The sequence below is a fragment of the Neobacillus camarae genome (assembly GCF_054950115.1).
In genome coordinates this window covers 455,241-469,589 of the sequence record NZ_JBUCKX010000003.1, presented here as the reverse complement: position 1 = coordinate 469,589, position 14,349 = coordinate 455,241, and the positions used below count along the sequence as shown (strand labels likewise).

The following is a 14,349-nucleotide window of genomic DNA, read 5'->3' as shown; positions in this document are numbered from 1 at the left end:
GCTGTTTATTTCAGTTACCGATCATCCACTTTAGGTTTGGTAAATTCAGCGACATATGCACGACTCTTTTCTGTCTTTTGAAGTGTTGTTGTCCGCTTCTGAAGTTGGGCATCAATAGACCTTATGCATCCGAGGGCAATCAGTATTAAGATGCCGGTCGAATATAATAACAGGGCCCACGGTTCACTTGTGTCAGTCCCGATTGCCATGCCATGTATAACGGCCATTGACCATGCTGGCAAAACGGCAAGGTGAAGTTTTTTCCATTTCTTTATACCGAGTTTTTTGATGAAAAAATCCGAAGACCCGATTACCAGTATAAATAAATAAAAGGAGAAGGTCCCCAGTGCTGAAAAAACGGTCTCATTTTGTGCGGAAAATGGGATAATCAGTTCTGCAATAGAGTAAGGTACATATCGGTCCTGCGAAAGTAATATCATATGAAAAACAATCACCAATAAACCATACCAGCCGCTCGACTGGTGGAGCGCAACAAGGGTTCCTTTCTTTTTTTTCATCAGCGTAAGATTGGCAAGCAATCCTAAACAAAGCGACAGGGTGAGCAAATAATAGGCCAAGATACCGGAAGTACGGATTAACGTCCATGTGGAAAAATAATTGCTCATTAAAATTTCCTCCTAAACGATTGTTATTTTTCCGGAATTCCGGACAAGTATCAGCGAATAGGCCGGTTGAATCGATTTTAATAGTTTATTTAGCGTTGAATCTTTTTCCATAAAGCACATTTTAGCCATCACCTCAGCATCCACACAGTTTTTGGTAATTACGGTAGCTTGGATTAGATCTGAATCCACAGGACACCCTGTTTGGCCATTAAGCAAATGATGCTTTTTGGACGCCCCTTGCCGCCAACTACGATAGATGATATTGCTCGTGGCGATTCCGCCGTTCTTGATACGAAATTGGGCAATTTCCTTGCGCTCGTCGAAGGGGTGGGCGACACCAATCCGCCACTCTTTATCTCCATACGACCAAACGGCCATATCCCCGCCGCCATCAATTATTCCGGATTTCGCACCGGTCATTTTTAACCAATTTGCAGCTGCTTGGACAGCATAACCTTTGCCGATTCCGCCTAAATCAATGTTTCCTTCATCACATCGCTCGACAGCTGAAGATTGCGGGTTGAAGGTGAAAGGTGCTGTTTTCTTCCAGTTGACTGGCGGTACAGGAACCGCTGAAACCGGGCTCACATCAAATGGAAATGGACGGTCATAGCCATGAACTGCCATTTGTATTTGTAAATAAGGAGAGAAACGCCCTTCGGTTAGGACTCGGTATTCTTCAGCCCGTTGCAGGCAATCAAACAGCGGAGGGGAGATCGACAATTTATGCCGCACCCGCAAGCGGTTTACTTGCTGAAGTTCAGAATCTTCACGGAATCGGGACCACTCATTCTCTGCATGCTTAACCCAACGATAAATCACTTCCTGCCAATTTGGCAGGCCAGATTCTTGGACTGAAATAAAAAATTCGGTGTTCATCGCATCAAAACTGATAGTTTCAAAACCATTAAGATCTTCGTGTTTGACGGTCACTTGCCCGGACACCCCCAGAAACAGTATCGGACACAGCGGAACCGTTAATGTTGTAATTGGACCAATCCAATTTGACGTATTCCTGTTCCTGTTTACTCATTGATTTGGTAACTGGGGCTTCTGAGAGGTTTGTTTTGGCGTCATTTGGTTGGCCGCCCCCAACCTGTCCAATCACAAAGGCGGATAGGGCCGTTCCCGTCACCCCGATTAACCATTTTGATTTTGCCGATTTCGATTTACCCATTAATATCACCTTTCTTTAGATAGATTGAAATATCAATGCTTGTTTTGTGGAATCCCAAACCACACGGAAGCCGAGCCCGTTAGCAACAATGGAAATAGGGATATAGACAGAGTCTTCGTAGGCCATTGCTTGCATGGGCATCGGTGTTTTCACTTTGTTTTCGTAGACGGCGTTTGAACCGGCTCTAACGATTAGTTCCCTGCCGTTTGCCGTTATAACACAAATTTTACTCTCTGGATAAAACACTGCCTCTCCCCCTAAAACGTGGGCTGCCGCTTCTCCTGATACAAGTAACTGGCCGTTTTGGGGTATGGCGTAAAGGGCCGCTTCGTTATTAGCGGCTATTACCTTCAATTCGGTTGGATCTTGAATTGGCAGGCTGTTGTCAGGGTTGTTTTGCGCCTCCCGAGACCAAATATTCCAATATTCTGTTTGCTGTGGAGTAAAGGTTTGTCTTTGCTGTTGCTCCCGACTCCATTCGTTTGAATCATCGTCATCACCTTCTTCTTCGTGGTCGTTATCTCCATGGTCATTTTGGAAATACTCACGGTTACCGTGTTCATGATCGTCGTCGTCCGCCAAAACGTTTACCGACAGAGAAAATAAGACCAGAATGCCAACGAGCAGAATCATTAATTTTTTCCAAGGTTTCATGAAATGCACCCCTTCCGCTTTTGTATCATAAGTTTAGTCCGCCATTCTGAAAGGAAACTGAAAACAGTGTGATAAAATAAGAAAATGATTACATTGTAGATGATTGGATAGAAGGTGAACTTTTTTGCAACTAGTACAAGATCGAATAAAAGAGAATTTAAGAGTGTTGTTTGTCGGTTTTAACCCCAGCATCCGTTCCAGTGAAACAGGGCACCATTTTGCTAATCCAAACAACCGTTTTTGGAAGATTCTTCATGAAGCAGGGTTGACACCTAGGAAGCTCCAAGCTTCTGAGGATGACCTGCTGCTGAATTTAGGCTATGGGATTACAAATATTGTTTCAAGGCCAACAAAAGCGGCTGATGAAATTACCAAACAAGAATACAAAGAGGGAAGAGAAATTTTAAAACAGAAGATTGGTAAATTTAAGCCCGGTATCATTTGTTATGTAGGTAAGGGAGTTTATCAGGAATTCAGCGGCAGAAAAACGGTGCCATGGGGGATCCAGGAGGATGCCGTTGTGCCGGGGACGGTTGATTTTGTGGCGCCGTCCTCGAGCGGGTTAGTCCGAATGAGGGTCGAGGAAATTACAGCAATCTATCATCAGCTTGCAGAATTAATATGACGAAAAAACATCGACGGGAGGTGCCCGTCGATGTTTTAGAATTCTTCTCCAAACTTACGCCGGTAACGTGCCAGGGCCAAAAGCGGAAAAATATAACGATAGCTATGGTAATGAATATAAAAAGCTCCCCCCATTCCTTGCCCTTTTGGGTAATGTATCGTCCAATCTTCTATGTCAATAGAATTAACTAAAAAAGTCACCCCTTTACGAATCGTATCCGTGGGTTTGTCAGAAGCGGCAATCAACGCATCGAGAACCCAGGCCGTGTCGGTCAATGTACTGGTTCGAAGCGGGACATAAGTGTTGGCCACGTCACTATGACACGATTCTCCCCAGCCGCCATCCCGATTCTGAATATCTTTCAACCAGTTGACCGCTTTTTGGATAGCTGGATCACTGTTACGAACTCCTGCAGCTAGCAATCCAGTGATGGCTGCCCATGTTCCGTAAATATAACAAATCCCCCAGCGGCCATACCAAGAACCATCCCATTTTTGTTCTTTCAATAACCAATGGATGCCCCGTTTTATCACGGAATGGTCACTGGGAAGAGTGGTGAAATTTCCAAAAAACTCCAACGTTCTGCCGGTAAGGTCGGCACACGACGGGTCAATCAGCAAAAACTGGCCTTTTTCCAGCGGCAAAAACTCAAGTAATTTTGTATCGGTATTTTTTTCAAATGCCGGCCAGCCACCATCGTCGTTCTGCATGGACAGGGTCCAGTTCATCCCTTTTTCCCAGGCGCCAAGCCGAGTTGTGGGCGTTCTTGAGAGGGACCTCAGTGAAGCCGTTGTATCATCCACGTCTGGATTAATGGTGTTTACATCTGAAAATCCCCATCCGCCCGGCATCGTATGGGGATTATGGATAACCCAATCACCGAACTTTGTATGCTGACGGCTTAATAGATATTGATTCGCTTTGTCCACCATTGAATCTTCAGGCGATACACCTGCCGACTGCAGGGCATAACCAATTAACGAGGTGTTCCAGACATTCGCCGTGGTATATTGAACGTGCGGATGTCCATCTATTTCGCAAGTCATCGATTTAATCCCTGCCACTGCGTTTTGAATAAGCGGATCTGTCTTCTTATAACCTAATGAAAGCAGGGCAAATATCATTAAAAATGTACAGCTGTAATAACTGTAAAAAGTACCGTCAGGTTCAATCCTGTCAAGCATATATTTTTTAGCCCGGTCAATTGCCACCCGCCGCAGTTCACCGGGGAGACCAGCGAGACGTTTGACCCCATCCTCTAAAAATGACAACAATGACCGCCATTCCCCAGAACGCACCCAGTGGTCTTCTTCTTCACGATGGATAAGGAGTTCAGTTATATCCGGGGATACTTTGGTGTCGATAGAAAATTTTTTGGCGGCAAGGATCATAATTGGTGTAAGGTTTGCTCTTCCAAAAACAGAAAAGGAATAGAAATTGATGGGGAAGTTTAGTGGCAATAAAATGACTTCGATGGGCAGCGGCGAATGCCTTGGCCAATGATATTGACCGGTTACTGCCAGCATAATTTTGGTAAAGGTGCTGACTTCTTTTACTCCACCTTTTGATAAAATATACTTCCGGGCAGCCAAGAGCCGAGGGCTGTCTTTTTGATAAAATCCCGAAAATAGCAAGGCATAATAGGCCTCCAAAGTGGCAGTCACGTTGCCGTCCCCTTCATCGTAAAACAGCTTCCAGGCCCCGTTTTTTTCCTGCTTGCTTAAAATCCTTTTGCATAGCCTTTGAATGAATTCGTCATCATTTATCTCCAAACTCCGTAATAAAATGATCATATAGGCGTCTGTGGATATTCCTGTATCAAATGGATAACTCCAAGACCCATCGGGCGATTGATCCTTTCGAAGCATCCCAATCATCCAATCAATACTTAATTTAATATTGGTCATGACAACATTCACCCGCCAAAATTTATTCTTAGGCTATACATATTCCCTTTAAGCAAGGACCATTCACAGGGGAGGGAAGCTGCCATTTTTTTTATCAGAAGCAGGGAAAGGGCGCCGGTTGATAGAATCAGGGATGAATTAAAGAAAAAACGGAAAAAACCAGGAATCCAAGAAACGTTAACTCCGGGTGACAGGAAGCTTCTGGAGAGAGTGATGAAAGAAGCAGCATGGCATAATGTGAACAATGTGACCAGGACAAAGGCCTACCTCGATTTTTATTTGCGACACCCCGAAATTCATTGGGCTTTTTTAGGCCATATGGTTTCCCGTAATGGCGGGTATAACATGACAGACTTAAAAGGTGAATTTTTGACAAAGCTTTTGTCCAAAAAGGACAGAAACGCGTTTTTTGCTTTTCTGGAACGAGGAAATTGGTTGATATTCCAGGACGTCTATCCGCAATTTCTGTTGTATGAAGAGAGTGTAAAGAGAAACAAACCGTTATTTTATTTATTGCCTAGGTTAAAAGTTTCTTATTTTATGGAAACGATTTGGGAGCAGTTATGGCGTGGGGAAGACAGTTATACACTGTGCGTCGCCTTGGTCATTAATGAGCAAAGCTACTTGGAAAAAAGAGTGGTGAATAACCCGTTTTATCAAAAGGAAGTATTGAACAAATTCGAATTTATCATCCAGGATCTGCTCTCGTTTAACCATATCCTGTTTCCTTGCGGTTCGGATAAATTAAGGGGACAGACGGTTCGGCAATTTAAGTCTCTCCAGGAGCGGGTATTGCTTGGGAAAAGACTGTATGAATTGCTATTCCATGATAAAGAATCACTTGAGAGGACCATTGGTTGGGCAAAAGAACATCCTCATACGGGATCCAGGAAAGACTACTGGCCTCATATTTTTAACAATGTGAATGAGGGAAGCCCGGGTATCAACATACCGCTTCGCCTGAAATCCTGTACGCTGCGTAAAGGGGCGAGTAAATTTTACAGTCCCAACCTAGAGCATGCCTGGAAGAATACTGTCCAACGGGAAGCGGAACCTGGGGATTGGTTTGAGGACTGGCGAGTTGTTGAATATCTGGTGAAGAACCAAGATATCATAGACGGGGAGATTGAAAATGAATACTGTAAAACACTTGAACGGCTCGAAATTGCGGCACTTGCCAAAAAGACCATTAACTTTTTTGAATAAACATGTCCTGTCAACGGCGTTGATGGCCATTTTGCTTGGTACTTATTTAGACCTGTATTATGTCGGGAAAGGTCTGTACTATTTTCCGTACCGGCCCTTTCCGGAAATCTTTCCTATTAATATTTTGTTCAATTTACTTATACTGCCGGTTTTTATCATTATTTTTTTATTCTTGACCTCCCAAATAAACGGCTGGGGAAAAGCTGGAATGATTATTTTTGTAAGTTTATTGATGCCAACAATGGAAAGGTTAGCGGAGCAGCTGGGATGGTTTGTCCATTCGGTGGATTGGCGCCACCTCTACACGTTTTTTGGGTATGTAATATTCTTGACCCTTAGTACCACATTTCATAGCTGGATTGGCGAGCGTTCAGGTTAATAAAAAAAGCCGGGTTTACACCCGGCTTTCCCAGTGTCACAATTGACACCAGCCCCTTCCGTCCGTACAGTGGTTAAGTGTCCCGCAACAAGCGAATGTTCGGAAGGGGTACAATTATTTTACGATAAACCTTTGGGAAATAGTACTGGAAAAATGTGCAATACTTTCTTTTCTCCTCAGAACAGTGTATGATAAGTATGATTTTCTACATAAGGAGTGTTTATGTTGGCCAAAAAAGGATACATATTAATGGAAAATGGAGATAAAATCGAGTTCGATTTGTTTCCGAACGAAGCACCGGGCACGGTTGCAAATTTTGAAAAATTAGCGAATGAAGGCTTTTACGATGGGGTTATTTTCCACCGCGTCATTCCAGGTTTCGTTAGTCAAGGGGGAGATCCTACCGGAACAGGAATGGGTGGACCAGGGTACACAATTAGATGTGAAACAGAGGGGAATCCCCACAAACATGTACCAGGCTCCCTCTCTATGGCCCATGCGGGAAAAGATACAGGAGGCAGCCAGTTCTTTATTGTTCATGAATCTCAACCGCATTTAAACGGTGTTCACACTGTATTTGGACAAGTTACATCTGGACTTGAAGCGGCCAAATCCATGAGAAATGGCGATAAAATGGTAGAAGTGAAAGTGTTTGATACGGAAGAATAAATAGTTGAAGAGGGCTGCTGGCAGCTCTCTTTTTTCATATATAGAAGATGGTAAAAAAGTTGAGCTTTGGGAAAAATACCTGCAGATGAAACTCTGGAGGTATTAATTTGAGAAAAATAATATTAATTTCATTGGTGGTATTATTCTCCTTTCTTGTCGCGACACCTGTGAAAGAAGCAGAATCGACAGAACTGATGGCAGCCATTATCATTGATGATTTTGGCGGCGGAGTCGGGGGAGTCCGTGACTTTTTGGAAGGCAGCATACCCATTACCGCTGCGGTAATGCCTTTTACTGAGAATTCAAAAAAACATGCAGAATGGGCCCATAAAAACGGCATTGAAGTAATGGTGCATTTACCAATGGAGCCAAAGCACGGAAAAAAATCATGGCTTGGACCCAAACCCATCACAGTGAATCTTCCTACTGATGAAGTCAAACAGCGGGTATACGAAGCGATTAAAAGTGTTCCCTATGCAGTCGGGCTTAATAATCATATGGGCTCACGGGCGGTGGAGAACGAGAGGATTGTCCGTTCGATAGTCGAGATAGCCAAGGAGAAAAATTTCTATATTATCGACAGCGGCACTAGTCCGAACTCGAAGTTTCCCGAGATTGCAGAGGAACTTGGCGTACCGCTGTTAAAACGGGATGTGTTTCTGGATGATATTTCTTCTTCCGCCTATGTTAGCAAACAGATGACTCGGTTAGCGAAAACTACAGAAATTAAGGGAACAGGGATTGCAATTGGACATGTGGGCGTGACAGGAAAAGTTTGTTCGGTAGGAGTATTCCAATCGTTGAAAGAGTTTGAAAAGCGGCATATAAAAATCGTACCGGTTTCAGAACTTTTCACGAAACAATTAAAACAGAATCTACTACCCAAATAAAGGCAGCGGTATGCTGCCTTTATTTTTTGGAAACACAAAATTCTTTTCACAATAATCTCAAGCTGGTAAAATGGCATCTGTTAACCAAAAATATTGTCCATTTAAAATAGATAAGAATCTTTATGGGAGAGGGGATAGAAATGAAACTGGTATCTTGGAATGTAAATGGCCTTCGGGCATGTGTGAAAAAAGGGTTTTTAGATTACTTCAATGAAGTAGATGCGGATATTTTCTGCGTTCAAGAAACCAAATTACAGGAGGGGCAGATAAGCTTGGAAATACCGGGATACCATCAGTTCTGGAACTATGCAGAAAAAAAGGGGTATTCGGGAACCGCTGTATTTACTAAAGAAAGACCTCTTTCTGTCCGTTATGGTGTTGGTGCGGATGAAACCGAAGATGAGGGGAGAATCATTACTTTAGAATACGAGAATTTTTTTCTGGTGAATGTATATACACCTAATTCGCAAAGGGACTTGGCAAGATTGATCTATCGTCTTGACTGGGAAGAACAGATCCTCCAATACCTTCAAGAACTGGACAAGGTGAACCCTGTTATCTTGTGTGGGGATTTAAACGTGGCTCATCAAGAAATAGACTTGAAAAACCCTAAGTCAAACGTAGGCAACTCAGGATTTACAGACGAGGAACGCGGAAAAATGACAGCTTTGCTTAAGTCCGGCTTTTGTGATAGCTATCGATTTATGTATCCAGACAAAGAAGGGGCCTATACTTGGTGGTCTTATATGAATAAAGTACGAGAACGGAATATCGGTTGGCGAATTGATTATTTCATCATTTCCCGCACCTTGTGTGAAGTTGTGAAAGATGCGGATATTCATTCGAATGTAATGGGGAGTGATCACTGCCCTGTAGTACTTGAAATCAATTTGGAAAACTAAGTAAAACTAGAAACAATACTGAAACCTTTGTACCAAAGGTTGATTGTACAAAGGTTTCTTCATTTATATTTCGTTAAGGGCAGTTCCAATTTCATCAAATTCAGGTAATAGTTCGTCTTCAGTAGTAATCGGTGCCTTCTCTGTATCCACTGTCCAGTTGCGTAAAAGATCTTTTTCTTGGTTCTTCCCGTTTAACGGCATACCTTCATCAACTCCTCCTACTAATCATAAAAGCTTCACACATGTTTATTATTTACCTTCGGATATGGGATAAACAGCTTACCATAAAAATCCTTTATTAGAGTGTAAAATTGTTGACATGACTTTATGGGTAGTAATATATTTATTATTTGGCTAACGACAAATTGACTCAAATAATTTTAATTGATTCAATTGAAAAAATACGTTGACGACAAACGATAATTATGTTAATATAATTATCGTTGTTAGCCGCTAGATTAATAGAATATTGTTCTTTGAAAACTAAACAAACAAATACGTCAACAATAAACATTTGTTTCTAACGAAACATTAACGTTTTAACTTTTATGAGCTATATCAACTTTCTTGGAGGTGATCTTAAAACGGAACATTATGGCGGCGTGCCTAATACATGCAAGTCGAGCGAATCGATAGGAGCTTGCACCTTTTGATTAGCGGCGGACGGGTGAGTAACACGTGGGCAACCTGCCTGTAAGACTGGGATAACATCGGGAAACCGATGCTAATACCGGATAATTCTTTCCCTCACATGAGGGAAAGCTGAAAGTCGGTGCAAACTGACGCCTGCGATGGAGCGCGGCGCATTGGCTAGTTGGTGAGGTAACGGCTCACCAGAACAGCGATGCGTAGCCGACCTGAGAGGGTGATCGGCCACACTGGGACGGGAACGGCCCAGACTCCTACGGGAGGCAGCAGTAGGGAATCTTCCACAATGGACGAAAGTCTGATGGAGCAACGCCGCGTGAGCGATGAAGGCCTTCGGGTCGTAAAGCTCTGTTGTTAGGGAAGAACAAGTATCGGAGTAACTGCCGGTACCTTGACGGTACCTAACCAGAAAGCCACGGCTAACTACGTGCCAGCAGCCGCGGTAATACGTAGGTGGCAAGCGTTGTCCGGAATTATTGGGCGTAAAGCGCGCGCAGGCGGTCCTTTAAGTCACTGATGTAAGCCAGCCAACCGTAGAGGTCGTGATGAAACTGGGGACTTGAGTGCAGAAGGAAAGCGGAATTCCACGTGTAGCGGTGAAATGCGTAGAGATGTGGAGGAACACCAGTGGCGAAGGCGGCTTTCTGGTCTGTAACTGACGCTGAGGCGCGAAAGCGTGGGGAGCAAACAGGATTAGATACCCTGGTAGTCCACGCCGTAAACGATGAGTGCTAAGTGTTAGAGGGTTTCCGCCCTTTAGTGCTGCAGCTAACGCATTAAGCACTCCGCCTGGGGAGATGCAGCCGCAAAGCTGGCTTCAAAGAGGAATTGGCAGACCCGCACAAGCGGTGGAGCATGTGGTTTAATTCGAAGCAACGCGAAGAACCTTACCTGAGTCTTGACATCCTCTGATACTCTAGAGATAGGAATTTCCCCTTCGGGGGACAGAGTGACAGGTGGTGCATGGTTGTCGTCAGCTCGTGTCGTGAGATGTTGGGTTAAGTCCCGCAACGAGCGCAACCCTTGAGATTAGTTGCCAGCATTCAGTTGGGCACTCTAATCTGACTGCCGGTGACAAACCGGAGGAAGGTGAGGACTGACGTCAAATCATCATGCCCCTTATGACCTGGGCTACACACGTGCTACAATGGATGGTACAAGGGCAGCGAAGCCGCGAGGTGAAGCCAATCCCATAAAACCATTCTCAGTTCGGATTGCAGGCTGCAACTCGCCTGCATGAAGCCGGAATCGCTAGTAATCGCGGATCAGCATGCCGCGGTGAATACGTTCCCGGGCCTTGTACACACCGCCCGTCACACCACGAGAGTTTGTAACACCCGAAGTCGGTGGGGTAACCTTTTCGGAGCCAGCCGCCTAAGGTGGGACAGATGATTGGGGTGAAGTCGTAACAAGGTAGCCGTATCGGAAGGTGCGGCTGGATCACCTCCTTTCTAAGGAATACGCAGTCCTAATGGACTGAAAATTAGTTGACCTCTATTGTTTGTTTAGTTTTGAGAGAGCAATCTCTCATGACAAAACGGGGCTTTAGCTCAGCTGGGAGAGCGCCTGCTTTGCACGCAGGAGGTCAGCGGTTCGATCCCGCTAAGCTCCACCAAAATCGTTCTTTGAAAACTGGATAATCGTATAGAAGAAACCAAGTAAAACCGAGTAATCGCCATTTTAGGTTTTAAACCATTTAGGTTAAGTTAGAAAGGGCGCACGGTGAATGCCTTGGCACTAGGAGCCGATGAAGGACAGTACTAACACCGATATGCTTCGAGGGAGCTGTAGAAGTAAGCTTTGATCCGGAGATTTCCGAATGGGGAAACCCGTTGCCCGTGAGGGCAGCATCTTTACCTGAATGCATAGGGTATTGAAGGCATACCCGAGGCACGAAACATCTAAGTACCCGGAGGAAGAGAAAGCAAACGCGATTCCCTGAGTAGCGGCAGGCAGAGCAAGGAACGGCCCAAACCGAAAGGCTTGCCTTTCGGGGTTGTAAGACACTCAACATGTAGGTTACAAAGGAACGGGGTAGATGAAGCGGTCTGGAAAGGCCAGCCATAGGAAGTAACAGCCCTGTAGTTGAAACTTCGTTCCCTCTGAGTGGATCACAGGTACGTGGCCGGACACGTGAAATCCGGTCAGGCTTAAGGAAGGACATCTCCCAAGGCTAAATACTCCCTAGTGACCGATAGTGAACCAGTACCGTGAGGGAAAGGTGAAAAGCACCCCGGAAGGGGAGTGAAAGAGATCCTGAAACCGTGTGCCTAAGTAGTCAGAGCCCGTTTATGGGTGATGGCGTGCCTTTGTAGAATGAACCGGCGAGTTACGATTGCATGCGAGGTTAAGTTGATGAGACGGAGCCGCAGCGAAAGCGAGTCTTAAGTAGGGCGAAATAGTATGCAGTCGTAGACCCGACCAGGTGATCTACCCATGTCCAGGGTGAAGTCCAGGTAACACTGGATGGAAGGCCCCGAACCGACACGTTGAAAAGTGCGGGACAAGTGTGGGTAGCGGAGAAATTCCAATCGAACTTGGAGATAGCTGGTTCTCTCCGAAATAGCTTTAAGGGCTAGCCTCACGATAGTCAGAGTCTTGGAGGTAGAGCACTGTTTGGACTAGGGGCCCCCATCGGGTTACCGAATTCAGACAAACTCCGAATGCCAAAGACTTATCCGTGGGAGTCAGACTGCGAGTGATAAGATCCGTAGTCAAAAGGGAAACAGCCCAGACCACCAGCTAAGGTCCCAAAGTATACGTTAAGTGGAAAAGGATGTGGAGTTGCTTAGACAACCAGGATGTTGGCTTAGAAGCAGCCACCATTTAAAGAGTGCGTAATAGCTCACTGGTCGAGTGACTCTGCGCCGAAAATGTACCGGGGCTAAACGTATCACCGAAGCTGTGGATTGACATCTTCGATGTCAGTGGTGACGGAAACGTTCTAAGGGCGTTGAAGCTAGACCGTAAGGACTGGTGGAGCGCTTAGAAGTGAGAATGCCGGTATAGTGGCGAAAGATGAGTGAGAATCTCATCCACCGTATGCCTAAGGTTTCCTGAGGAAGGCTCGTCCGCTCAGGGTTAGTCGGGACCTAAGCCGAGGCCGAAAGGCGTAGGCGATGGACAACAGGTTGATATTCCTGTACCACCTCTTTATCGTTTGAGTAATGGGGGGACGCAGGAGGATAGGGTAAGCGCACTGCTGGTTATGTGCGTCGAAGCAGTTAGGCTGGTGAATAGGAAAATCCGTTCACCGTAAGGCAGCTGTGACAGCGAGGGAAATAGAGTACCGAAGTTCGTTCCACACTGCCAAGAAAAGCCTCTAGCGAGATAAAAGGTGCCTGTACCGCAAACCGACACAGGTAGGCGAGGAGAGAATCCTAAGGTGAGCGAGAGAACTCTCGTTAAGGAACTCGGCAAAATGACCCCGTAACTTCGGGAGAAGGGGTGCTTACTGGGGTGAATAGCCTCGGTAAGCCGCAGTGAATAGGCCCAGGCGACTGTTTAGCAAAAACACAGGTCTCTGCGAAGCCGCAAGGCGAAGTATAGGGGCTGACGCCTGCCCGGTGCTGGAAGGTTAAGAGGAGGGGTTAGCTGCAAAGCGAAGCTCTGAATCGAAGCCCCAGTAAACGGCGGCCGTAACTATAACGGTCCTAAGGTAGCGAAATTCCTTGTCGGGTAAGTTCCGACCCGCACGAAAGGCGTAACGATCTGGGCACTGTCTCAACGAGAGACTCGGTGAAATTATAGTACCTGTGAAGATGCAGGTTACCCGCGACAGGACGGAAAGACCCCATGGAGCTTTACTGTAGCCTGATATTGAATTTTGGTACAGCTTGTACAGGATAGGTAGGAGCCTGAGAAGCCGGAGCGCCAGCTTCGGTGGAGGCGTCGGTGGGATACTACCCTGGCTGTATTGAAATTCTAACCCGCATCCCTTATCGGGATGGGAGACAGTGTCAGGTGGGCAGTTTGACTGGGGCGGTCGCCTCCTAGGGAAGCAACGGAGGCGCCCAAAGGTTCCCTCAGAATGGTTGGAAATCATTCGCAGAGTGTAAAGGCAAGGGAGCTTGACTGCGAGACCTACAAGTCGAGCAGGGACGAAAGTCGGGCTTAGTGATCCGGTGGTTCCGCATGGAAGGGCCATCGCTCAACGGATAAAAGCTACCCTGGGGATAACAGGCTTATCTCCCCCAAGAGTCCACATCGACGGGGAGGTTTGGCACCTCGATGTCGGCTCATCGCATCCTGGGGCTGTAGTCGGTCCCAAGGGTTGGGCTGTTCGCCCATTAAAGCGGTACGCGAGCTGGGTTCAGAACGTCGTGAGACAGTTCGGTCCCTATCCGTCGTGGGCGCAGGAAATTTGAGAGGAGCTGTCCTTAGTACGAGAGGACCGGGATGGACGCACCGCTGGTGTACCAGTTGTCTTGCCAAAGGCATCGCTGGGTAGCTATGTGCGGACGGGATAAGTGCTGAAAGCATCTAAGCATGAAGCCCCCCTCAAGATGAGATTTCCCATAGCGTCAAGCTAGTAAGATCCCTGAAAGATGATCAGGTTGATAGGTCAGGGGTGGAAGCACGGTGACGTGTGGAGCTGACTGATACTAATCGATCGAGGACTTAACCAATAAGAAAAGCGGAAGCGCACGGTCAGCGGCGTATGGCC

The 14,349-nt window shown here is 45.9% G+C and carries 12 protein-coding genes, 1 tRNA gene and 2 rRNA genes; 9 read left to right on the top strand and 6 right to left on the bottom strand.

Annotated elements, in window-relative coordinates; translation table 11 throughout:
* Nucleotides 1–14 precede the first annotated feature (14 nt).
* Genes ACY8D0_RS17515 through ACY8D0_RS17500 form a run of 4 tightly spaced genes read right to left on the bottom strand, consistent with a single transcriptional unit; the run spans nt 15 to nt 2,457 of the window.
* Complete coding sequence (locus ACY8D0_RS17515) at nt 15–626, bottom strand: ferric reductase-like transmembrane domain-containing protein (protein ID WP_462411792.1); 612 nt, start codon at nt 624–626, stop codon at nt 15–17.
* 12 nt (nt 627–638) lie between these two features.
* Nucleotides 639–1,559 (bottom strand): FAD:protein FMN transferase, encoded by a 921-nt coding sequence (locus ACY8D0_RS17510; protein WP_462411791.1) that lies wholly within the window; start codon nt 1,557–1,559, stop codon nt 639–641.
* The gene (locus ACY8D0_RS17505) at nt 1,534–1,803 is read right to left on the bottom strand and encodes a hypothetical protein (protein ID WP_462411790.1); all 270 of its coding nucleotides are present in this window, start codon (nt 1,801–1,803) and stop codon (nt 1,534–1,536) included. The genes ACY8D0_RS17510 and ACY8D0_RS17505 overlap by 26 nt, the downstream gene beginning before the upstream one ends.
* A 15-nt stretch (nt 1,804–1,818) precedes the next feature.
* The gene (locus ACY8D0_RS17500; protein ID WP_462411789.1) at nt 1,819–2,457 is read right to left on the bottom strand and encodes a copper amine oxidase N-terminal domain-containing protein; all 639 of its coding nucleotides are present in this window, start codon (nt 2,455–2,457) and stop codon (nt 1,819–1,821) included.
* A 124-nt stretch (nt 2,458–2,581) separates the two neighbouring features.
* Here ACY8D0_RS17500 and mug point away from each other — a divergent pair, with 124 nt between their 5' ends.
* Nucleotides 2,582–3,082, top strand: coding sequence for a G/U mismatch-specific DNA glycosylase (gene mug, locus ACY8D0_RS17495; RefSeq protein WP_462411788.1), 501 nt, complete (start codon nt 2,582–2,584; stop codon nt 3,080–3,082).
* Between the two features lie 35 nt (nt 3,083–3,117).
* Here mug and shc read toward each other — a convergent pair whose 3' ends face one another.
* Nucleotides 3,118–4,989 carry a squalene--hopene cyclase gene (gene shc / locus ACY8D0_RS17490; protein WP_462411787.1) on the bottom strand — a complete coding sequence of 624 codons (1,872 nt, stop codon included), beginning with the start codon at nt 4,987–4,989 and terminating at the stop codon, nt 3,118–3,120.
* 213 nt (nt 4,990–5,202) lie between these two features.
* On the opposite strand from shc, the gene ACY8D0_RS17485 reads away from it, so the two are divergent.
* From ACY8D0_RS17485 to ACY8D0_RS17465, 5 genes are all read left to right on the top strand, one after another.
* Nucleotides 5,203–6,195, top strand: coding sequence for a DUF2515 family protein (locus ACY8D0_RS17485; protein WP_462411786.1), 993 nt, complete (start codon nt 5,203–5,205; stop codon nt 6,193–6,195).
* Complete coding sequence (locus ACY8D0_RS17480) at nt 6,122–6,574, top strand: CBO0543 family protein (protein WP_462411785.1); 453 nt, start codon at nt 6,122–6,124, stop codon at nt 6,572–6,574. Before ACY8D0_RS17485 ends, ACY8D0_RS17480 begins: the two co-directional genes overlap by 74 nt.
* Nucleotides 6,575–6,796: 222 nt before the next feature.
* Nucleotides 6,797–7,243 carry a peptidylprolyl isomerase gene (locus ACY8D0_RS17475; protein ID WP_462411784.1) on the top strand — a complete coding sequence of 149 codons (447 nt, stop codon included), beginning with the start codon at nt 6,797–6,799 and terminating at the stop codon, nt 7,241–7,243.
* Between the two features lie 107 nt (nt 7,244–7,350).
* Nucleotides 7,351–8,133 carry a divergent polysaccharide deacetylase family protein gene (locus ACY8D0_RS17470; RefSeq protein WP_462411783.1) on the top strand — a complete coding sequence of 261 codons (783 nt, stop codon included), beginning with the start codon at nt 7,351–7,353 and terminating at the stop codon, nt 8,131–8,133.
* Between the two features lie 140 nt (nt 8,134–8,273).
* Complete coding sequence (locus ACY8D0_RS17465; RefSeq protein WP_462411782.1) at nt 8,274–9,035, top strand: exodeoxyribonuclease III; 762 nt, start codon at nt 8,274–8,276, stop codon at nt 9,033–9,035.
* Between the two features lie 63 nt (nt 9,036–9,098).
* Here the strand turns inward: ACY8D0_RS17465 and ACY8D0_RS17460 are convergent, their stop codons facing one another.
* Complete coding sequence (locus tag ACY8D0_RS17460; RefSeq protein WP_462411781.1) at nt 9,099–9,236, bottom strand: hypothetical protein; 138 nt, start codon at nt 9,234–9,236, stop codon at nt 9,099–9,101.
* Nucleotides 9,237–9,599: 363 nt separating this feature from the next.
* On the opposite strand from ACY8D0_RS17460, the gene ACY8D0_RS17455 reads away from it, so the two are divergent.
* The 3 genes from ACY8D0_RS17455 to ACY8D0_RS17445 all read left to right on the top strand — a co-directional run bounded on the left by ACY8D0_RS17455 (nt 9,600) and on the right by ACY8D0_RS17445 (nt 14,311).
* Nucleotides 9,600–11,134, top strand: a 16S ribosomal RNA gene (locus ACY8D0_RS17455).
* An 88-nt stretch (nt 11,135–11,222) separates the two neighbouring features.
* Nucleotides 11,223–11,298 (top strand) — tRNA-Ala (locus ACY8D0_RS17450).
* Nucleotides 11,299–11,382: 84 nt separating this feature from the next.
* A 23S ribosomal RNA gene (locus tag ACY8D0_RS17445) occupies nt 11,383–14,311 on the top strand.
* Together the 16S and 23S rRNA genes with 1 tRNA gene alongside form the textbook arrangement of a ribosomal RNA operon.
* The last annotated feature ends 38 nt before the right edge of the window (nt 14,312–14,349 follow it).